Annotated in this window: 21 protein-coding genes and 1 pseudogene; 9 read left to right on the forward strand and 13 right to left on the reverse strand. The window is 35.0% G+C overall.

All coding sequences use genetic code 11. The annotated features are described in order from the left end of the window. Nucleotides 1-174 precede the first annotated feature (174 nt). Both AB3I34_RS03790 and AB3I34_RS03795 read left to right on the forward strand, forming a co-directional pair. Entirely contained in the window at nucleotides 175-1,632 is a 1,458-nt protein-coding gene (locus tag AB3I34_RS03790) for a helix-turn-helix domain-containing protein (RefSeq protein WP_002410569.1), read from the forward strand. Nucleotides 1,633-1,740: 108 nt separating this feature from the next. After that, nucleotides 1,741-3,663 carry an FUSC family protein gene (locus tag AB3I34_RS03795; RefSeq protein ID WP_010712567.1) on the forward strand — a complete coding sequence of 641 codons (1,923 nt, stop codon included), beginning with the start codon at nucleotides 1,741-1,743 and terminating at the stop codon, nucleotides 3,661-3,663. Nucleotides 3,664-3,847: 184 nt separating this feature from the next. On the opposite strand, the gene larE is transcribed toward AB3I34_RS03795, so the two are convergent. The 5 genes from larE to AB3I34_RS03820 form a co-directional block, all read right to left on the reverse strand. Further along, nucleotides 3,848-4,684, reverse strand: a complete 837-nt coding sequence (larE, locus tag AB3I34_RS03800) for an ATP-dependent sacrificial sulfur transferase LarE (protein ID WP_010712568.1) — start codon at nucleotides 4,682-4,684, stop codon at nucleotides 3,848-3,850. Between the two features lie 105 nt (nucleotides 4,685-4,789). Further along, nucleotides 4,790-5,503, reverse strand: coding sequence for an ABC transporter ATP-binding protein (locus tag AB3I34_RS03805; RefSeq protein WP_002357209.1), 714 nt, complete (start codon nucleotides 5,501-5,503; stop codon nucleotides 4,790-4,792). A 1-nt stretch (nucleotide 5,504) separates the two neighbouring features. Beyond that, nucleotides 5,505-6,290 (reverse strand): energy-coupling factor transporter transmembrane protein EcfT, encoded by a 786-nt coding sequence (locus AB3I34_RS03810; protein WP_010712569.1) that lies wholly within the window; start codon nucleotides 6,288-6,290, stop codon nucleotides 5,505-5,507. Next, complete coding sequence (cbiM, locus tag AB3I34_RS03815) at nucleotides 6,290-7,276, reverse strand: cobalt transporter CbiM (RefSeq protein ID WP_010712570.1); 987 nt, start codon at nucleotides 7,274-7,276, stop codon at nucleotides 6,290-6,292. Before cbiM ends, AB3I34_RS03810 begins: the two co-directional genes overlap by 1 nt. A gap of 18 nt (nucleotides 7,277-7,294) precedes the next feature. Continuing rightward, nucleotides 7,295-7,951, reverse strand: coding sequence for a Crp/Fnr family transcriptional regulator (locus AB3I34_RS03820; protein ID WP_002361998.1), 657 nt, complete (start codon nucleotides 7,949-7,951; stop codon nucleotides 7,295-7,297). A 159-nt stretch (nucleotides 7,952-8,110) separates the two neighbouring features. Between AB3I34_RS03820 and larA the strand changes: the two genes are divergently transcribed. From larA to larD, 4 genes and pseudogenes are all read left to right on the forward strand, one after another. After that, nucleotides 8,111-9,385 carry a nickel-dependent lactate racemase gene (gene larA / locus AB3I34_RS03825; protein WP_002357200.1) on the forward strand — a complete coding sequence of 425 codons (1,275 nt, stop codon included), beginning with the start codon at nucleotides 8,111-8,113 and terminating at the stop codon, nucleotides 9,383-9,385. Between the two features lie 37 nt (nucleotides 9,386-9,422). Then, a complete protein-coding gene (larB, locus tag AB3I34_RS03830) occupies nucleotides 9,423-10,166 on the forward strand; it encodes a nickel pincer cofactor biosynthesis protein LarB (RefSeq protein WP_010712571.1) in 744 nt (247 codons plus the stop codon). Beyond that, a pseudogene (larC, locus tag AB3I34_RS03835) lies at nucleotides 10,163-11,436 on the forward strand (nickel pincer cofactor biosynthesis protein LarC). Before larB ends, larC begins: the two are co-directional and overlap by 4 nt. Nucleotides 11,437-11,450: 14 nt before the next feature. Next, nucleotides 11,451-12,161: a D/L-lactic acid transporter LarD gene (larD, locus tag AB3I34_RS03840; protein WP_002357197.1), complete on the forward strand. Its 711-nt coding sequence runs from the start codon at nucleotides 11,451-11,453 to the stop codon at nucleotides 12,159-12,161. Nucleotides 12,162-12,364: 203 nt separating this feature from the next. On the opposite strand, the gene AB3I34_RS03845 is transcribed toward larD, so the two are convergent. The 6 genes from AB3I34_RS03845 to lacA all read right to left on the reverse strand — a co-directional run bounded on the left by AB3I34_RS03845 (nucleotide 12,365) and on the right by lacA (nucleotide 17,135). Beyond that, the gene (locus AB3I34_RS03845) at nucleotides 12,365-13,234 is read right to left on the reverse strand and encodes a PTS system mannose/fructose/sorbose family transporter subunit IID (RefSeq protein ID WP_025189398.1); all 870 of its coding nucleotides are present in this window, start codon (nucleotides 13,232-13,234) and stop codon (nucleotides 12,365-12,367) included. Then, nucleotides 13,209-14,060 (reverse strand): PTS sugar transporter subunit IIC, encoded by an 852-nt coding sequence (locus tag AB3I34_RS03850; protein WP_002357194.1) that lies wholly within the window; start codon nucleotides 14,058-14,060, stop codon nucleotides 13,209-13,211. The genes AB3I34_RS03845 and AB3I34_RS03850 overlap by 26 nt, the downstream gene beginning before the upstream one ends. A 33-nt stretch (nucleotides 14,061-14,093) precedes the next feature. Next, the gene (locus tag AB3I34_RS03855) at nucleotides 14,094-14,591 is read right to left on the reverse strand and encodes a PTS sugar transporter subunit IIB (protein ID WP_002357192.1); all 498 of its coding nucleotides are present in this window, start codon (nucleotides 14,589-14,591) and stop codon (nucleotides 14,094-14,096) included. 14 nt (nucleotides 14,592-14,605) lie between these two features. Further along, on the reverse strand, nucleotides 14,606-15,052 hold the full coding sequence (locus AB3I34_RS03860; RefSeq protein WP_010712575.1) for a PTS sugar transporter subunit IIA: 447 nt from the start codon (nucleotides 15,050-15,052) through the stop codon (nucleotides 14,606-14,608). Between the two features lie 1,113 nt (nucleotides 15,053-16,165). Beyond that, nucleotides 16,166-16,681, reverse strand: coding sequence for a galactose-6-phosphate isomerase subunit LacB (gene lacB / locus AB3I34_RS03865; RefSeq protein WP_002374591.1), 516 nt, complete (start codon nucleotides 16,679-16,681; stop codon nucleotides 16,166-16,168). Between the two features lie 25 nt (nucleotides 16,682-16,706). Next, entirely contained in the window at nucleotides 16,707-17,135 is a 429-nt protein-coding gene (gene lacA, locus AB3I34_RS03870; protein ID WP_002357188.1) for a galactose-6-phosphate isomerase subunit LacA, read from the reverse strand. Between the two features lie 222 nt (nucleotides 17,136-17,357). On the opposite strand from lacA, the gene AB3I34_RS03875 reads away from it, so the two are divergent. From AB3I34_RS03875 to AB3I34_RS03885, 3 genes are all read left to right on the forward strand, one after another. Next, entirely contained in the window at nucleotides 17,358-17,852 is a 495-nt protein-coding gene (locus AB3I34_RS03875) for a PTS sugar transporter subunit IIA (RefSeq protein ID WP_002397416.1), read from the forward strand. 1 nt (nucleotide 17,853) lies between these two features. After that, nucleotides 17,854-18,156 carry a PTS fructose transporter subunit IIB gene (locus AB3I34_RS03880; RefSeq protein ID WP_002357185.1) on the forward strand — a complete coding sequence of 101 codons (303 nt, stop codon included), beginning with the start codon at nucleotides 17,854-17,856 and terminating at the stop codon, nucleotides 18,154-18,156. A gap of 94 nt (nucleotides 18,157-18,250) precedes the next feature. Next, nucleotides 18,251-19,654, forward strand: coding sequence for a PTS galactitol transporter subunit IIC (locus AB3I34_RS03885; protein WP_002357183.1), 1,404 nt, complete (start codon nucleotides 18,251-18,253; stop codon nucleotides 19,652-19,654). Between the two features lie 40 nt (nucleotides 19,655-19,694). Here AB3I34_RS03885 and AB3I34_RS03890 read toward each other — a convergent pair whose 3' ends face one another. Both AB3I34_RS03890 and AB3I34_RS03895 read right to left on the reverse strand, forming a co-directional pair. Further along, a complete protein-coding gene (locus AB3I34_RS03890) occupies nucleotides 19,695-20,447 on the reverse strand; it encodes a DeoR/GlpR family DNA-binding transcription regulator (protein WP_368027832.1) in 753 nt (250 codons plus the stop codon). Nucleotides 20,448-20,782: 335 nt separating this feature from the next. After that, nucleotides 20,783-21,775, reverse strand: a complete 993-nt coding sequence (locus tag AB3I34_RS03895) for a DUF4767 domain-containing protein (RefSeq protein ID WP_010712576.1) — start codon at nucleotides 21,773-21,775, stop codon at nucleotides 20,783-20,785. Nucleotides 21,776-21,802: the final 27 nt, after the last annotated feature.

Below are 21,802 nucleotides of genomic sequence, written 5' to 3' on the forward strand. Positions count from 1 at the left end.
AACTACTGCTAGCTTATCAACATTGAAATTGCTTTGCCACACACAATTAATGTATAAGGCTGTACATTAATTGTGATGGCCGCTTCTTATTGCGCTTGTGTTAACATATCAATACAAAAATTTAAAGAAAGTAGACTACAATGAACCTAAATTTTACTTTTGGAGGTCCATAACATGTTTCCATCCTACCTAACGAATGAGCTAGAAATTTTATTTTATATAGTCAAGCGAGCTCATACGTCATTAAATGAAATTTCTTCCAATTTAAAAATTTCAAAAAGAACGGTCAAGGAAAATCTGATAAAAATAAATCAAGAATTCGAGGATACTTATCAAATCCAACATTTTATTGTCTCTAACAATAATGGCATTGTTTGTGTAAATCCAGCGTACCGAAAAAGCGCGGTCGAATACGCCTACACGTTAAAACTCAATCTTTTAAAAAACAATGTACAATTTAATTATTGCGTACAATTGGTCACACATTCTTCCATTGATAAAAACGAATTAATTAAAGTTTTATATATTTCTGAACATTATCTGGTAAAAATCACGAAACAACTGAATAACTTTTTTAAAATTTTTGATATAGTAATCGTTAGTATTAAGGGTATTTATCAATTAACTGGCAATGAATTATCGATTCGAGTGTTTTCTTTCATTTTCCTACAAGATTCCTTTCAAGAATTGGCTTGGCCTTTTTCTAAAATAAGTCTTGAAGAAATAAAAAAAAGTCTACCCGATGAACTTCTTGAACGATCCTATAAAAATGTCCGAATGAAGAAAAGAGCGTTTTATATTTTATATGCGATATTTAAAACTAGAACAAGTGCACAAAACTTCTTAAAGATGCCGCACTCTAAAAACCTGCATTCTTTTTTTATTCTGATCAATCAATACAGTCATGTGACTTTATTTTTTCTTGAACACTCCTTCGCTGACATTCAATGCGAAACAAGAAAAACTGAAATTTTATACTTTAATTTTTTATCTCGCATTTTTATCCCTTATATCTTTTCGGAAAAGCAAACGAAACAAATAGAAAAATTATTTATAGAATCTAACCATCCTTATTGTGTCTTATCAAAAAAATTATTTAAGCAAGTAGCCTACTTACTGACAAATCAGCATGATTATCAATACGTTTACTATCTTTCTATTTTTAATGCTTGGTACTTTTTAACGGAGGGCAATTATTATACTTTTTTAACACTTTATTTACCGCAGCCAGAAATTTGTACTCCGTCAGATGTGGCATACTTTAATCGAATAAAACGAACGGTGGCAAAATTAGTTCACCAAGAAACGCATTTAGAGTTACTCAGTCAACTGCTTTACACATTGTCTGTGTCCGAAAAAAAAGTACAAGTGAGAATCTATTTACAAATTATCAAAGATTTTTATGCAAATTATTTTATTAAAACACGGTTATCCTCCTTATATAATACAAACGCAATCTCTATTACCGAAGACTTCACAAATGCGGATATCATCATCACAGATTCCTTCGAAAAAGCTACTTCTAATCAAGATATTTTCTACTTAGATTCCATTGAAAATGAAGAAAGTTGGCATGAGCTTACAGAATTTATTCAACAAAAATATATGGCTAAACTTAATGTTGGACTATAATTGTGAGTTTTCTTAAAAAGAGCAAATTTGAAAAAAAAATTTAGAGGTGTATACTAGCAGAGGAATAATTTTTTAGCTTCTAATAAATTTTTAAAGAAGGAATGTTTTGTGAAATTATCTATCAAAAAATTTTTTGAGGTTTTCTTAGAATCGTCTTGGGCGTATAGTCGCCCTATACTAACTTTTGATACAAGACAGAACTGGTTTGCCCTTGTTCTTAGTATCATTATTGCAAATGCTGTTGGTGCTGTTCTAACAATAGTCTTTCCTTTCGCTTTTGTTTTAGTAAATGTTGGTAGCTTTTTGGGCACTGTAATTTGTGTCTTACCACGACATGGCTCTCCACAAAGAAGTGCCATAGATGGTATTTTAATGATTTTTATTGGTGCCAGTCTGGGGATACTTTTACAGTCGTCAAGTATATTCATTATTTTATTATTCGTCCTTGGTTTGTATTTTTCAGGGATTGTGAGAAACTTTAGTATTGGTCTGTATATCCGATGTCTCTTTGGGACCATTTCTTTACTAGCTGGTGCGCAATTAAAAGGCAATTTGTCTATTGGTCAAACTTTTGAAGGTCTGGGTGCAATAATTTTAGGTATGTCCATCCTTTGTTTGTTCTATTGTCTTTATTCTAAGCCGCAAAATAATGAAGCACGAAAATTAGTAGCCGATTTATATGAACAATTATATTTATTAGCACAAGGAAAACCCGCACGCTATGTCCATTTCAGAATAAAAGTACGCGAATCTGTTGAAACAATGCCCTGGGTCAATCATCAAAAAACACCATGGATTTATCCCTTGGTTTCACAAGCAGATGCAATTGCAGGCTCGTTAGATTCAACCAATGCAGCTGAAAATCTTCCTGCTTTAAAAGCAATTCAACTCTTTTTAAAAGGAGAACAATTAACCCTGCCTCTTCAAGAATTTGCTTCAGCAAACACCGAAATAAAATCAGCAATCCTTCTGATACAAAACGAACAATCCTTTAAAAAAATCTCATTTAAATCTTTCTTACCCACAAAAGAAGGACTTGCAGAAGCCAAAGAGATCCTTCATTCTTACAAAGGCAGCTCTGCTAGATTTGCAATTCGTTTAGCTTTAACAGGTTTAGTTTGTCATTTTTGTTCGCTTATTCTTAATTACATGTACCCTTTGCCTTTAGCTAATCACGAATTCTGGGTAGTTATTTCTGGTTGTTTAATGGTTATGCCAGGTTATCATGGTACACTCGGTAAAATCACTTCAAGAACTATTGGTTCTATTTTAGGTGGTTGTTTAGGCATTTTTTTGTCTCAATTAATTGCTAACTTAACAAACCTAAATCCTTTATGGCCAATGCTATTGTCTTGTTTGCTAGTTATATTGTATGAAACCGTCCGTAAATTAAGTCAAGCATTTCTAATGCTAAGTGTGACCACTTGGTTAACTTTCACATTAGGTGGTAGTTCTGCAGGCTATACAAGAGTTTTTGATGTAATTATTGGTGCGCTGATTGCTTTTGTTATGTTTTTTATTTTCCCAACATGGCATAGTCAAGTATTACGTAAAAATATCAATAGTTGGTCAAAAACGATCAGCTCTATTTTGCTAGCATTAATCAATGAAGAGACCACGTTACCAAGTGATGCTTGGGTACTAGCTTATCGGGTACAACGTAGAGTAAACTATTCTATTCAAGAAATTGTTCTTGAATCTCCTATTTATAGTAACGATGCCTCTGCTGAAAGCTTAATGCAACAAAAACAACTAAATGATCAACTGTTGGAAATGCAAACTGCTATGGAAGAGCTTCTTTTAGAACTTATGAAAACACAACACTACTTAAAAAAATTAGCACCAGTTAAGCCGGACACACTAAACACTGAGTTACTTAACTATTCACAGCAAATACTTTCACTCACGAATCCCCAAAATAATCGACTAATCAACCAGTCCAAACAATCCATTTATTTTCCTCAAATTGAACAATCACTGGTAATCTTAAAAAATTCTACAGCTAATTTCTTTTTAGCAAATATCAAATGATTAAATAGACAAAAAGCCTAGGAAAAATCCAAAGGGAATTTTTCCTAGGCTTAAAAGTTGATAAACTACTGGCAGAGTAATCAATGAAAACAACCGACCTAATCGAGCAGAAAACTTGGTTTTTGTAACGGAATACCCCTGTCCTGACTCCGTTACACCGACTCAATTTTATAAACTTATCTGTCTAACATTCACAAAAAACTTTTTTTTCAGTTTCTGTGAGGATATCATTCATTCGGCCAGATTTAAATCCTTCTAAGTCAAAAGTTACATAATTAAATCCTTGTTTTTTAAGATAATCTGCAATTTTTTCTCTGTTTTCTAATAACAGAGAAAGTTTGTCTTCTGGAATTTCAATCCGTGCTAAATCATGATGTGCTCTGACACGGACAATTGGAAAACCTATTTCCCGTAAATATTTTTCACTAGCAAATACTTGATCAATAGCTGAGCGTGTTAACTTAATGCCATAAGGAATTCTTGAAGCAATGCTACATGAGGCAATTTTACTCCAATTGGAAATACCTGCGTCTTTAGCAAGTTGCCGTATTTCAATTTTATATAATTTAGCTTGTTGTAGCGGACTGATGACCCCTTCTTGATCTCTTGCTCTTAATCCAGGACGAAAGTCAGTATTATCATCCATAATCATCCCATCGGCCAGAACATCAAATCTCTCTTTCTGAATAGCCGAACGAATAGTTTTATATAATAATTTTTTACTGTAGAACCAGCTATTAGGGTTATTTGCAACAATTCTATCATCCGCTAATTCGCTCATTTCAAGGCCTAACACATTTGCTCCCAACCCATTAGCTAAATCGACCGCTTTATCAAACTCATCATCAGAAAATAATTCTGAATTTACAACAACCGCAAGTACATTTTCAGCACCTAAAGTGTCCAAAGCTTTTTTTAGCAAGTAAGAGCTATCAATTCCACCTGAATATGCAACAGCCAACTTATCCATTTTTTGTAATTCGCGAACTAAACTTTGTTCTTTCGTTTTCATGACAGACATTTAAACCATCTCCTATTGATTTTCTTTTACATAATTAATTATAGACATCTCCACATTAGAAAAAATCACGATTCATAGTATCAATTATTGTCAATATTTGTACACTTAATACCGTTTTAAATGTTGTAACAAGTTAGCATTGGCTTCTATCTCTTCCTTTGAGTACCTTGTGACAGCCGAATCAAACAATAAAATGGAATCAGCTTCCTCGTAAATACTCAAATAGTCATGGGTGGAAAGGATAATTGTTTTACCAAGTTGATGCAGATTTTTTATTATCTTTTTAAATAATTTTTCCGATTCTTTTGTCAACCCAGCAAACGGCTCATCTAATAAATACACGTCTGGATTCATTACTAACAGACTAGCAAAAGCCACTTTTTTCTTTTCTCCTCCCGATAATTGATAAGGCACTTGATTGCTTAAATGGGTAATTTTTAATAAATTCAAACAATCATTAATTCTTTTTGCTGTTTCATGCTCGGATAGTTGGAGCTGTCTAGGGCCAAATGCCAATTCGTCATAAACTGTTGCATTAAATAATTGTGTGTCCGTCTCTTGAAATAATATACCCAAATGAGCATAATACTTCTTTTTATGAATAGGGTCTTTTTTCCAGGCCGTTAATGATTGTTCCATAAAATAAATCGTTCCCTCGGAAGGTTTTAAAAAACCTGCGAGCAAATTTAAAAAAGTGGATTTGCCACTGCCGTTATCTCCCATCAAAACCAGATATTCTCCTCTGGCTATTTCCAAATTACAAGGCGAAAAAACAGGCTTCGTTTGATAGCGATAAACCAAATGATTTACTCGATACATATTAGTTCCTCCCTAAATAAAGCAACCCCCCGAAAAATAAAAGATAGACAATACTAACCAAAAAATCTTTCGTTTTTAATGGTTGCTTTACTCGATAATATTGACCAGTATATCCTCTTGCTTCCATCACCATGTCCAACTTTTTCCCATACGTAAAAGATTTTAAAGAAATAAGACTGATTAAATTACTACCCGTACTCAACTGGATATTCCCACCAACTGCTCTAGCTTCTACAGCGGCAAGCAGTTGGATTAAGAGATTTCCAAAGAAAAAGATATATTTAATCGTAATATCTAATTGTAAAAGTATTATATTCGGAAAATGAAAGATTTTTAATGCTGCTATAAATTGATTCATGTTGGTTGTTTCCATATATTGACTAATCGCTATGGCTAAAAAAAACAAATGAACAATAAATAATAAACTAAATTGACCTAAAAAAAAGATCGGTAAATAGATAATCAGCGGCATCAAAATGAGGATACTAGCTTTTTTGACAATGTTTCGTAGAATAGTTGGTTTTTCAACTAAAAGTAACATGCCTAGGTAGATGCCTACGAGCCACAAAACAAGAACTTTTTGTGTAGTGCTGATTAAAACAATTAGTAAAAAAGTACTGATCAGTTGAATTGCTGGGTGTATATCACTGAGAATAGTCTTATTGCGTTTCCCGCTCACCTGAAATTTATTTAATAAAAAAAGGATTCCTTTTCGATTTTTAAGCATAAAGGTTTCTTTTTTATTAGGTTCAAAGGACGTGGAAGATTCTTTCATCCATTCAGGCATCAACTTTGCCTTCTTCCATTAAATAAACGAAAAATGAGTAAAAAAACGATTATGGCTGTTACGCCACTTAAAATATACCCAAGTGCTAATGGCAGTCCTGGAATAAAGTAATCACTGAAAAGTGCATGAAATGAAAAACCATTCACCATACCTTTTGGTTGTACCGCAGGCAAATGATTCTGTTTTAAATTCTTAACTAATTCAGATAAATCCCATTCACCCCAAGCGGTGGCATGATCAATCAAACCTAATGGACATAAAATTACCATGACCAATAACAGTCTCTTTAATCGCAACAACGGAGTCCTTTTCTTCTTTTCTTCGATAAAAATTGCATCTTTTGACACACTTTTTACAAAATTATAGACACACACGGTGAAGAGACCTTCAACAATTCCTATTACTAACAGATGGACACTCATCATTGCTGGTATAGTTATAGAAAGACCATATGGGTTATAAAGTGGCGTACCATTCGCTTCATGGAATAGTAAAGGTTGGATACCTAATAATACAGAAGTAGAAAATGACGCAACATTTACACCAAGATACCCAGCTAAGAAAAGACCCATTGTTTCAAATTTTTTTACACGCGTAACTAGCTTATAAACTCCATATCCCACGAATGGCATCACAAACGCCATAGAAAAGGCATTTGCACCAAAAGCTAATATACCACCATCACCAAATAAACAAGCCTGTAATAGTAAAGCCACCGAAACAGACAGCGTCGCGGCCCAAGGTCCCATCAATAATGCGATGAGAACAGCCCCAACAGCGTGCGCAGTTGTTCCACCAGGTACTGGCAAATTAAACATCATTATTAAAAATGACAAGGAGGAGGAAATCCCTAACATGGTCCCTGTATCTTTTTTTAATTTAATTTGAACGCCAACTTTTTTTACCGCGCGGTACCAGACAGGTACCATAATCGCGCCCATCACTGCGCAAGTTTGTGGGCTTAAATAATTTTCTGGAATATGCATGTTCGTCAGACCCCTATCTTATCGATCAATATAATCAGCTAAATAACTTTGATCGTAAATCACAATTTTTTGTTTTTTGATATCGATGACTTTTTCCTCTTTTAAATCATGGATAATTCGGTTTACGCTATTTCTCGTTGAAATCCCGCAAAACCCCGCAATATCCTCATTAGTTACTTGAAAATCAATTAATATTCCTTCCTCTGTCTGTACACCAAACAAATCAATTAATTGATAAATAAAAGTACAAACAGCCCCTTTCTTACCATTCATTGTCATATTCTGTAAGGAACTAATACTCTCCGATAATTTTGCTCGGTAGTAATCCCGTACATAATCTTGAAGAACAGCATCTTCTCTAACATATTCCCAAAATACAGTCCTTGGTATCCGATAAAAGCTAGCCTCTTCCGACTCAATGCGGATATTAAAAGGAGCAGATGTATAATTTGATACTTCATCACGTAACAATGAAATAATGTCAGGAGACACAATATACGACAGATTAAATTCTCGTCCATCCTTTAAAATAATACTCGTCTTAACGACCCCTTTCTTTAATACATAGGTGTACGCTTCCTCCAATCCATGATAAGCGAGATAAGTATGGCGTTTTTTTTTGATAATCGGCGTCTTCTTTCTATCTAAGAAAGCTGTAAGATAATCTGACTCCATAATTGTCACTCCTTTGACTAAGTTTCTGTTTGATTCGTTAACTATTATAAACACTCTCACCAACCTTTTGTTAGCAAATGTTACCCACAATAAGGACTGTGTGATTCCTAAATTTCATTATACTTAGTCTCGTAAAATATTACTTAGGAGATGATTGCTATGGTAGAAATTAACCTACCTTATGACAAGAAAATGATTACTGCAAGAATTCCCGATAAAAATTTTATTGGGCTTCTCGAATCAAAAGCTGAACATTTTTCAAATCCATATACTGAGAAAGAAACAGTCGAAAAATCGCTGGACAATCCTATTGGAAGCCTTCCATTAGAAGAATTAGCTAAGGGTAAAAAAGACATTGTCCTCATTAGTTCCGATCACACACGTCCCGTTCCTTCCCATATTATCACCCCAATTATTTTGCGTAGAATTCGTTCAGTGAACAAAACAGCTAGAATCCGGATTTTAGTTGCTACAGGCTTTCATCGCCCTTCTACACGAGAAGAACTGATTAGCAAATATGGTAAAGAGATTGTAGAGAATGAAGAAATCGTTATGCATATCTCTACTGATGATTCCTCAATGGTCAAAATCGGTCAACTACCTTCAGGGGGCGATTGTATCATTAATCGCATTGCAGCAGAAGCAGATTTACTGCTGGCCGAAGGGTTTATTGAATCACACTTTTTTGCAGGATTTTCTGGTGGACGTAAATCTGTTTTACCTGGAATTGCTTCTTATAAAACCATCATGGCTAACCATTCTGGAGAATTTATTGATTCCTCCAACTCACGGACAGGAAATCTAACGGATAATCCGATTCATAATGATATGGTCTACGCTGCCGCTAAAGCGAATCTAGCTTTTATTGTTAATGTCGTTTTAGATGGTGACAAAAAAATTATTGGTTCCTTCGCAGGCGATATGGTTGAAGCGCATAAAGTTGGTTGTAACTTTGTAAAAGAAATTGCCCGTGTCAAAAAAATACCTTGCGACATTGCGGTTTCAACGAACGGCGGATTTCCACTTGATCAAAACATTTATCAAGCAGTTAAAGGGATGACCGCTGCAGAAGCAACCAATAAAGACGGCGGTGTCATTATTATGGTCGCTGGATGTCGTGATGGTCACGGTGGTGAAGGTTTTTATGAAAATATTGCCAATGTTAAAAATCCAAACGAATTTTTAGAAGCAGCCATCCATACACCACGATTAGAAACCGTGCCAGATCAATGGACTTCGCAAATTTTAGCGCGAATTTTAGTTCATCATCATATAATTTTTGTTTCAGATCTTGTTGATCCTGAGCTTATCACTTCGATGCATATGGAAATAGCAAAAACGTTTGATGAAGCGTTAGAGCGAGCATTTGAAAGAGAAGGTCTAAATGCAAAAGTGACTGTGATTCGAGATGGCTTGTCTGTCATTGTAGAATAATGATCCTTGAGAAATCAGGAATAAGGAGCGTTGTATTATGCAACCGAAAGAAATTTTAGGAGCTTTTAAAGAGGGAAAATTATCTTTAGAAGAAGCAACAAACAAATTAAATGGCTTTTGCGAATTAGACTTTGCAAAAATTGATACGCAGCGCAAAGAAAGAACTGGGTATCCAGAAGTCGTTTATGGGGAAGGGAAAACAATTGAGCAACTCATCAAAATTATCAATAGCTTAAGAAAAGAAAACAATACAATCTTAGTTACTCGCGTTTCACAACAAAAAGCCCAGCCTTTAGAGTCGAACTTTCCTCATGGAACCTACTATGAACTTGCACGTTGTTTCGTTATCCACCAAATGGAGACTACAACAAAAAACTATATTGCGATAGTTACTGCTGGAACGTCAGACATGTCCGTTGCTGAAGAAGCAGCAATCACTGCAGAAACTTTCGGCAATCAAATAAAACGTATCTATGATGTAGGCGTTTCTGGCATTCATCGTTTGTTCGCTCACCTAGATGAGATTCAACAGGCTTCGGCGGTTATTGTGATTGCAGGCATGGAAGGCGCACTGGTGTCCGTGTTAGGCGGACTAGTTAGCGTGCCAGTGATTGCCGTCCCTACTAGCATAGGCTACGGCAGCAATTTCCAAGGACTGACTGCTCTTTTAGGAATGCTAAATAGTTGTTCCTCTGGCGTTAGTGTAGTCAACATAGATAACGGGTTTGGTGCCGCTTATAATGCAAGTATGATTAATCAAATAAAGGAGTCTTCACTATGAAAAGCTTATTTTTAGAACCATTTTCTGGTCTTAGTGGTGATATGTTAAATGGATTGTTGCTTGACTTAGGCGGGGATTTAAACAAACTGTTAATCGAATTAAAAAAACTTCCCATCGATGGGTTCACCATTCAAGCCCAACGAATTGCTAAAAGTTGTATTTACGGAACAGATTTCGATGTTCTCCTACAACATGGAAAAAAGGATTACGGTATAAAACACAGTCTCTCTCCTCACCACGAAAATGAACATCATGAAACGAAAGAACATGCACATCATCATAGCCATTCTAGAAATTTAAAAGATATTTATACATTAATTGAAAAAAGCGACTTGTCCAATTTTGTAAAAAAACATAGTAAAAATGTTTTCTATGACATTGCAAAAGCTGAAGCTGCTGTTCATCAACAAACAATTGACACTATTCATTTTCATGAAGTTGGAGCAATTGATTCAATTGTTGACATCGTTGGCTTTTTTATCTTATGGGAACAGTTAGAGATTGAACAAGTCTATTCAACGCCAATTACAGATGGAAGTGGCACTATCACAATTGCCCATGGAGTCATGCCAATACCAGTTCCTGCGGTGATGGAATTACGTAAAGAAACGAATTTAATCATTCAACAAGACTTTGAGATAAAAACTGAACTTGTCACACCGACTGGCTTAGCTATTTTTAAAGAACTTAGTCCTCTATTTGTCGCACCAGAACAACGATTAATTGAAAAAATAGGTTACGGATTTGGCAAACGAGAAACAGGCAAGTTCAATGCCCTCAGAGGATCGATCTTTACTGAAACACATAGTAAAAAAAAGAGGACAGAACACCATGACCAAGTCTTAAAAATTGAAACAAATATAGACAATCAAACACCTGAACAGTTAGGTTACGTAATGGATCTATTATTGGAGCATGGTGCTCTAGATGTTTTTTTCACGCCCATTCATATGAAAAAAAACCGAAGTGCCATTCTATTAACGGTTTTAACAACAACAGAGGAAAAAGAATATTTTACAGAACTACTCTTTAAACATACTTCTACAATTGGTATGCGTTTTCAAACAATGGAACGTAGTGTGATGGACCGTTCTTTCAAAATCTTGGAAACACCTTTTGGTAAGGTCCATATTAAAAAAATCATTATCATGGCCTATTGAAAGAGTCTATTGAATACCAAGATTGTGAACGAATTGCTAAACAATATAATTTTACAATTGAGGAAGTCTATCGCCTCGTCCAAACATTAAATAATAAAACTATTGATTAAAGGAGCTTTATCTTATGTTTCATCATATCTTATCAGAATTTATGGGAACTGCATTAATGATCGTATTTGGGGTAGGTGTTCACTGCGACGATGTCCTAAAACGAACAAAATACGCTGGTTCTGGTCACATGTTTGCAATCACTACTTGGGCTTTTGGAATCTCTGTTGTTCTGTTCGTCTTTGGCGGAGTCTGTATTAATCCAGCAATGGCCCTCGCTCAAGCTATTTTAGGAATGATTCCATGGTCTTACTTCATTCCCTATGTCATCGCTGAAATGTTAGGCGGCATTTGTGGCGCCGTCATTGTTTATATTATGTATGCTGATCATTTCAAGCTATCCGCCGATAGTGTCGATCCAATCGCTATTCGTAATATTTTTTCTACAAATCCGAACCAACGAAATTTACCAAGAAACTATTTTGTTGAAACTTTTGCAACATTCATTTTTTTAACATCTATTTTAGCGATTGCACATTCCTACGAAACACAACTACCCATTGCTGTTGGTTTGCTTGTTTGGGCAATCGGCATGGGACTAGGTGGTACTACAGGATTCGCAATGAATCAAGCACGTGATTTAGGTCCTCGTATCGCCTATCAACTTTTACCAATCAAAAATAAAACCAATAATGATTGGCAATATGGGTTGATTGTTCCCGGAACTGCACCGTTTTTAGGAGCCATTTTTGCGACACTTTTCGTAAAATTTTTCCTAAAATTCTAATAAACCAACTAAATTTCTAAAACAAAAAAATATATAAAATAGAAGCTAGTCTCTAAATTTCTTCTATTTTATATATTTTTATTTTAATCACAAGATTTTTTCTGTGTCTTAGAGAGTAAGAATTTAATTTATTAGCTTTTTCGTTATCGGTTTTATGCAAAAGTCAGTTTGCTCTAACAGTTAGAGTCCTTTTTGGTGATTGTTCAGTAAGTTAATCCTGGATTGAAAACACCTAATAAAACGCCACCGAGAGAAATAACAACTAAAATAAGCATCGTCCAAATAGCGGAAACATGTTTTTTTGACATCAACCACCAACAAAACAAGGTAACAAGTATCGTTAATAATCCTGGATAAATACTGTCAATTTTATCTTGCAGTTTAAGGAAAACTTTTCCGTCAGCACCTATTAATTTAAGAGAAGTAGTTACATTTACCCAAGATGCAAGGACCCCACCGACAACCATACTACCAATAACTCCGATAGCAACTCTAACAGCGGCTCCTTCTTTCCCAACTAAGAAACTTACTGCTTTATCACCAAAATGATAGCCTCTAAAATACAAAAAGCGTTGGCCAAAATAGGAAATTAACGTCCAAACAATAATATAAAATATGGCACCAATTGGCGAACCGCCCGTGGACATTCCTAAGGAAATTCCTAACAAGGTAGGAATTAAGGTACCATCAACTAATGAATCACCAATCCCTGCAATTGGCCCCATTAATCCTGCCCTCATATCATTAATGGTTTCTCCATCAATTTCATTCTTACTTGCTCTAGCCTCTTCCATACTAGCAGTCACACCAACAATGACCGTTCCAAGCATTGGATTTGTGTTAAAAAAAGCTGTATATGCTTGAATGGCTTTCACTTGGTCTTCATGTTTTGGATAAAGTTTTTTGATAATAGGAAGCATTGAAGAAAGATAGCCGAAGGTTTGCATATGCTGTTGTGAAAAACAAGTTAACGCTCCCCAAAACCATAAATGAAAAGAATGCTTTAACGTTTTTTGGTCTAATTTATTTGCTTTCAACTCTTCCATCTCATATGTCCTCCTCTTCGTCATCATTCGTTAGACTTCCTGTTGAATCAACCAGTTTAGTATTGTTTTTAATCAAAGCAATTTTATAAAAAATTACAGCAAAAAGAAGCGCAATAATCGTTATTGAGACTAAATTAAGTTTTAATGAAGCAGCTAATGTGAACCCTACAAAAAAAGGTACAAAATCAATGTTCTTATTAACAATTTGACGTAACAAAATTGCAATTCCCACACACGGAAGCATGCCCCCTACAGTAAAAAGCGTTTTCATTGCAAGACCATCCATAGGTAATGCATCTCTCATTGCTGTAACAGCCGTAGCCCCAAAATAGGTTAAAATCACGGTTGGCAAAAAGGAAAAAAGTAGATGAGAAATCCACGGCCAACCAAAATTAATGGCATATAAATGATCAAGCTTGCCTTTTTTTATATCTTTCCAACCAAACGATTGCCAAACTAAATTTAACGCGGCAACAGAATAAAATAATACCGTTCCGATCGTTCCAACTAATGTGCCGACCGATTTAGCCAGGTCGGCTGCAGAGCCGCCAAGTGGATCTAACCCTTTGGTCGAAATCGCCACCATCGCCAAAGGAATCCCGATATATGAAATTGCCCGCACATCAGCAGACACTGTGCCTCCAGGTGTGACCAAAGCAATGTAAACTAATTGCATTGCTACGCCACAAGCGATTCCTAATTTTAAATCTCCTAAAATAATGCCACAAACTAATCCGCCGACTAAAGGACGCCCAATCGTATAATTTCCCACCGCTTGTCCAGCCATACAAGAATTTGAACACAGACAAGCAAATAGGCCTAAAATAGCCGCTTGTATCCAGTTGATTGTCATAATACTACTCTCCTCTTTTCAAAACTTCTAGAATCAGTAACCAAATTTAGCTTTAAAATGCGCCCAAGAACCAATTCGTTGATCAGGTAACAAGGCAAAATCCACTTTGTAACCAGCCTTTTCAATTTCTTCAAAAGCCGCTGCTTCTTCTGCTGTAAAGGATTGGTTATCCCCTAATTTAATTGTCCCTTCGCGATCATTCCCCGGTCCAACATTAATCATTTTTACTTCACTTGGAACAAAATGCCAATCTACCAAAATTTTTTTCATATCCAAAGGGCTCTTTGTAATCAAAAAGTATTTTGACTTAGACGCTAATACTTTATCCTTTACATCAAAAAAATGCGCCATTGTCCAAATAAAGGTTTTTTTATCTTGTGCAGCTGCTTTATATGCTTCCTTTAAAATAGGGTTACTTGCTGCTTTGTCATTCACAGCTATAATGCCATCACAAGGCATTTCTTTAGTCCAACGTAAAGTAATTAAGCCATGAATCATTCGATCATCGATTCGAACAAAAGAAATTGACATGTTCATCTTCTCCTTTAGATATCCTCTTCAGTTATATCGTTTTCAGTTACATCGTCTTCAGTTACAGTTAACTCTCTAATGCCATGACAAGCATCTGCTACTATCATTTTTTTCAAATCAGATAATTCACTAGTTTCTTTCAATAGAAGCGCATTTAAAGCCATTGGAAAATTCACTCCTCCAACAATCAGAGAATTTTCTAGCATTTTTTGCTTATCTAATACTTTACAAATAGTAGCAAGTGGACTCCCGCCTACAATATCAGCCAAAACGATTAGCCTCGTTTCCTGCGGTAATTTTTCAACTTCACAAAGAAACCGCTTACCAAAATTATCGGTAGATTCACCAGGTTGTAAGCCAAACACTCTGACTGTCTCTATATCATCGCCAGCAAACATTCCTAATGAATTTTTTAATCCTCTAGCAAAATCGCCATGACTGACCAGAACTAAATAAGTCATTTCCTCTCTCCTTTCTTAACATTTCCACTTCAAAATTTTTTAAATCACCTCTTTTTAAGAGTCCATAATACAACTTTTATAAAATGAAAATATTTGCTTCGTTCGCCTCACACTCCTTTGATAGCATGAATGTTTAACAACAGTACCTTTCTAAAATTAAAGTCATTCACTAAAAAAGTTCTAATGAATTTGGCTGTTGTAGCTTGATGACAAGGAACAATGACTTTCTTTATCCATAAAAACATTTAGTTGATTACGCTTAAAAAAATAAATAATATAGCAATTCCCAAAAAAGTTGCTTTTGAATAGTCCCTTTTCTAAATTTATTGATTCATTTTTTCAACTATTAGGTTAGCAAAGTCCCAACACACATTCCACCCACAATAGGTGTACATAGTTGTACATTATTCGGAGTTAATCAACTCATTTAAGCTATGGTAAAATAACTATATATCACTCCAATTTTCTAATTATATAGGTCATTCCAGGTCATGCTCTTTTGGATACAACAAAATGAACTTATATCGAATCTATGGTTTTATGCTCTTAATAAATTAAAAAGTAAAGTAGGGATATTTATATGTCAGCAAAAGAAAAAACGATGAAATATGGATTGGTAGGCCTCTTTTTAGGGATATTGTTATTAGCTCATCTAGATTATTAGCTGAAAATCTTAGTTATCTTCTCTTAGGACTATTACTTTTACTTGTTGCATATCTAATCTTGGTAAAAAAATTTTATTTTTTCTCAAACTTGATTCCTAAAAATACTACTGATATACATCTAAGTAAAAAATATGGCATGGCTTCTGGCATCGGCAGTTTAGTTATCGGGATTATTTTAATAATTCTGGGACTATTTTTATAGAAAAATAATTACTAAAATAAAACAAGCAGCGAAACCATAAAAAGTACACGAGTTCTTTTCTCGTGTACTTTTTATGGTTACCTGTATAGCCTTCAATTTGTTCCTTTGTTACTTCTTTTTCTTGATAATGCTCTTTACAGTGCTACGTTAAAACAGCAATAAAAATTAATGAAGGGGAATTCAACTCAAATACCAATGATTATTATTTAAGACCGCTTTTCTCAAATAACCCTCATTGATTACGTACTAATCGTGATAGACTCCTCGTTGCCATTTATCTAAAAATTCATCGAAAAAGTGCGCATCTTGTTGTTCTGGATGTTGTTTTTCAACTTGATTAATTTTTTCAATTAGTTGTTCGTTGTCTTCTGTTGGATGATAGTGTGCTTCAATAAAGGCAGCAGCGATATCACAGATCAAGAATTCTCCTGTTATTTTCCCACCGAAACCAATAACATTTGCGTTCAATTCCTCTTTCGCATACAACGCTGTAGTCATATCGCGAACTAAAGCAGAACGGATACCCGGCACTTTGTTAACCGCATTGTTAATTCCAACGCCTGTTCCGCAAATACATATACCCAAATCAGCCTGATTGCTCATTACGGCTTCTCCCACTTTTTTTCCGAAAATAGGATAGTGAGTTCGAGTAAAATCATACGTGCCTACATCTAAAATTTCATATCCCTTTGCTTTCAAAAAATCAGAAACTGCTATTTTGGTATCTGTCACAATATGATCACAACCAATGGCAATTTTCATAAAAACACTTCCTTTCTATTATTTGTTAAGCCATTTTATTTAACATATCTACACGTATTTGATGACGCCCGCCTGCATAATGACCTGTTAAGAATTCTTTTATTATGTTTTTGGCTAGTTCCGTTCCAACAATTTTTGCGCCCACCGTGATCATCCGAGCATTGTTGTGTTCTCGCGCCATATATGCAGAACGCTCATCTGACAACTCAGCGACAATCATTCCTTTAATTTTAGCAGCAGTCATAAAACTACCTGCCCCATAACCATCAAAAACGATTCCTAAACTTTCAGTATCCTTTAAAACTTCATGAGCAACAGCAAGCGTTGCTTCTATAAAGTCTTCCGAAGCACTTTCACTTTTATCGATTACCTCAACTTTTTCTTGCAATAAGTATTGTTTCATTTCTGCTTTTAATTTTATTCCATCTAAATCTGAACCAAGTATGACACGCATTTTGTTTTCCTCCTTACCTCGTGTATCTACTATTAAAATTCTGTCCCTTTCTTTAAACTCAAATCCCCTTCTCGAAAACATAATAAAACAATATCGAACTTTATTCAACACTTATTTTCTTTTTTGTTTATTATTGTTTAATATTGTGTTGACATCTTTTTGAAAGCGTTTTATATTATACTTGTAAATAAATAATAATATATTAAAGAAACGAGGGGTTCTATGGTTATTAAAACATCGATTTTTTCATTAGATACTACCTATATTTCAAACAAAAAAACACAAGAAGAAGTTTTTGAAGAAGTTTATTTAGACTTGTTAAAAAAGAAATTAGTTACACCTGATTTTCTAACTAATTTATTGGAACGAGAACACAACTATCCGACTGGTTTAAGTTTAACACCGATTGATCCTGCACTACCGAATATCGCCATTCCGCATACCGAAAGTACCTTTGTACGGACGACAAGAATTATCCCGATTAAATTGAAACAATCCTTATCATTTCATAACATGATTATCCCAGATGAAACGCTCTCTGTTTCCTTTCTTTTCATGATTTTAAATGAAAACGGTATTGAACAAACGGGTCTTTTAGCGACTATCATGGATTTTATTAACACGACAGACCGTTCATCACTATTGGCTTTTTTTCAATATGAAGATAAAGAAGAAGTTTATCGTTTTTTACAAAAAAATTTTAAAGGAGAGATTTAACATGATTAAAATTTTAGCTGCATGTGGGGCTGGGGTAAACTCTAGCCATCAAATCAAATCTGCATTAGAAACAGAATTATCAAAAAGAGGCTACCAAGTTTCTTGCGATGCCGTAATGATTAAAGATATCAATCAAGAGATGCTATCCCATTATGATATTTTCGCCCAAATCGCCAAAACAGATTTGGGTTTCCCAATCACGATTCCTGTAGTTGATGCAGGCGCAATTCTTTATCGAATTCCAGCAATGGCTGAACCTGTTTATCAACAAATGGAAAGTATCATTCACTCTTTAAACAAATGATTTCCTTTTTAGACTAATTACTTACGCTTCATTGTCAACAATAACAAAACTAAGATAAAAATTTTGTTATCTTAGCTTATGAAGGAGAAAATAAATGAATACGATTATTGACCTAGCAAATACAATTTTTAAACCTTTAATTGATTTAGGTGCTGCTCCTTTAATGACTATTGTTTTAACACTGATTGCCCTTTGTTTTAAGGTAAAACCCACTCGCGCATTAGAAGGTGGTCTTAAACTAGGAATTGCTTTAACTGGTATCAGTGCTATTATAGGAATTTTAACTACTGCTTTCTCAGATGCAATGGCCTCTTTCGTAGAACGTACAGGAATTTCTTTAAATATTACTGATGTTGGTTGGGCACCTTTAGCCACCATCACTTGGGGATCTCCTTACACCCTTTACTTTCTTTTAATTATGGTGATTGTCAATGTCATTATGTTAATTCTAAATAAAACAAACACATTAGATGTGGATATTTTCGACATTTGGCATCTATCGATTGTTGGTTTATTTGCTATTTTTTGTGGCGCAAACTTAATAATTGCAACAATCTTAGTTATTTTCATAGGTGTTTTAAAAATTATCAATTCTGACTTAATGAAACCAACGTTTAACGATTTACTTAACGCCCCAGATACCAATCCTATGACTACCACGCATATGAACTATATGATGAACCCAATCATTATGGTTTTTGATAAAATTTTTGATAAGCTTTTCCCTTGGTTAGATAAATACGATTTTGACGCTGCCAAATTGAATAGTAAAATTGGCTTTTGGGGATCAAAATTTGCCATCGGGATTTACTTAGGGATTTTTGTGGGTCTTTTAGCTGGCCAAACACCCACGCAAATTTTTTCTCTATCCTTTACGGCTGCAGTCTGTTTGGAACTATTCTCTTTAATTGGAACTTGGTTTATCGCTGCAGTTGAGCCTTTATCACAAGGTATCACTGATTTTGCTTCGAATAAATTAAAAGGGCGTACACTTAATATTGGTTTAGATTGGCCTTTCTTAGCTGGTCGTGCTGAAATCTGGGCAGCAGCTAACGTATTGGCTCCAATTATGCTATTAGAAGCCATTGTCCTACCTGGCAACAAACTTTTACCACTTGGCGGAATTATTGCAATGGGTGTAACCCCTGCTCTACTAGTAGTAACAAGAGGTAAACTCATCCGAATGATTATCATTGGAGCAATCGAATTACCTTTGTTCTTATGGTCTGGTACCCTAATTGCACCGTTCGTTACCGAAACCGCAAAAAAAGTTGGTGCTTTCCCAGCGGGTCTAAATAATAATACTTTAATTTCACATACTACCATGGAAGGGCCAATGGAAAAATTCTTAGGATACTTAGTCGGCAATGCATCACAAGGTCAACTCGAATTTATTTTATACGCATGTCTGGCGCTAGTCGCCTATCTACTGATTTTCATTTGGTATGCAAAACAAATGAAGAAGCGAAATATTATTTATGCTCAAAAAGCTCAATAAGGGAAACTAAAAAGAAGAGGTGCATCTGCACCTCTTCTTTTTAGTAGATCACCCTGACAACTTTTTCCAATACTTTAGATGTGTCAAATTTATCTTTATTTGTAACTACCGCTGTCACTTCTTCTAATTGATAAAAAGAATAAAAATCCTGTTTCTCTACTTTAGAAGTATCCATTAACAAATATTTTTCTATTGAGTTATCTAATGCAATAGCTTGTGTTTGTCCTTCTTCAATAGTCGCTGTCATAATTTTATTATCTTTTAACGCATTGCAACTAAAAAATGCTTTATGGAAATGCATTTCTTCTAATGCTTTATTAGCGATTTCGCCAAAAAAAGATTTAGTTAAAAGTCGCATTTCTCCACCAATTAAATAAATGGTTAACGCATTCTTTTTTTTACTTAACGTTTCAAACACAGGCAAACAGTTTGTTACTACTCTTAAATGTTTAAATTCCATTGCCTCGGCTAAAAGTTCAATAGTTGTTCCTGGTCCTAGGAAGATAGTTTCTTCTTCGTGAATTAAACTTAATGCTTTTTGGACAATTTCTTTTTTTTCAACACTATTAATAATTTGTTTATCAGCATGAGACAGTTCATGTGGACGATATGTATTTAAACTGCTAGCTCCTCCATGTACTCGTTTTAAACGCCCCGCTGCTTCTAATTCTGTCAAATCTCTACGAACAGTCATATCTGAAACATTTAATCGTTCCATAATTTCAGTAACTTTGATTGCCCCTTTTTGATCTACTAGAGAGACTATCGCATTTAATCTTTCTTCTTTTATCATTTTCATCGCTCCATTGTTAGTATATCTTTTATTCTACGATAAAATACTTACTATGAATACTAAAACATTTCTCCATTTATTTTAACACGAACGACGATTCGTAAAAAAATGACAATTTAGCCTATCTTTATATAAACAGATATCACTTCAACGATTGATTCAGATCTATTTGAGCCTAGTCAAATAGAGATCTAGCATAAAAACTTCCCAGAAAAACATCCCCTACTCTGAGCACCTCTATCCAAAAAAATAGCACATAGGCAAAGACAGGTTACTTATAAAAAGGTAAGCAACCCGCCTTTGCCTATGTTTAAGTAAACGATGTATTTCCCCTATTACTGATTCAAAGTCCTTAAAACTTTATAATCACTGTTTTGCACGAGTAAAACGCTACTAGGGTTATCGGGATAAGCGGCATTACCATCAAATGATACAACAACAGTATTCGTACCAACTTTCGTGAATTGTGTGTATGAGCCTCCAGCACCGCCTACGTTGGCAAAATGCAATGTCAACGTGTCGCCTTTTGTTTCTACCTCGCGCCAATTTGCCCGCTGATAGTTATGCCAGTCAATTTGAGTTGAAATTTCGTTTGTCGTGTTTTTATACATTCCTTCGTAAAAATCAATCGCTTCCTCTTTTGAAGACCACGGATTGACTGAAATATTTGGGATTTGTTCTTTAGTAATTGACGGGGCACCTACAATTTTTTCAAAGCCAGCCCTCAACTCTGCATTATCTGTTGCTCCAAAATATAGATAGCCATAAGGATTTCCTTGATTTTGCATCGTCACTAAAACTAAGGGCTGATTGTTAACGATGGTGAATAAATACAAATGCTTTTGCATTTCTGGTTGCGTTTCTGCATCAGAGTAAACAGCAACTAACGCATATCCATCCTTCACTTGTCCATTTTCAGACCATTCTAAATAAATAGGATGCTGACCAATCGCTGGCTGCATAGTAACATTTCCTACTAGACCATCAGGCGCTTGAACACCATTAAAATTGATTGAATTTCCTGGTGTATATTCTTTATACGTTTGGTTCATCCGTTGCCCCCAATCAGCCATAAATTGTTGTAGCTGTGCTTTTTTTTGCACAGACCACAACTGATTTTCAGTTTTAGTAGAAGCAGAAGAATTACTTCGAGTTGTACTAGATTTTGACTCCGTGCTCATTTGACTCGCTTGGCTACTGTTAACGGTAGCAGGTGCTTTCATTTCTGATGTTGCTGTCGGCTTGCTTGCAGTGCTGTCACCACTTTTGTTGGAAGAACATCCTGATAAAATACTCAATAAAAGACCTATCAAGATTATTTTTTTCATTGGAAATCCCTTCTTTCTGACAAGAAT

This window comes from Enterococcus sp. C102(2024) (assembly GCF_040888205.1).
Classification (GTDB): Bacteria; Bacillota; Bacilli; order Lactobacillales; family Enterococcaceae; genus Enterococcus; species Enterococcus faecalis.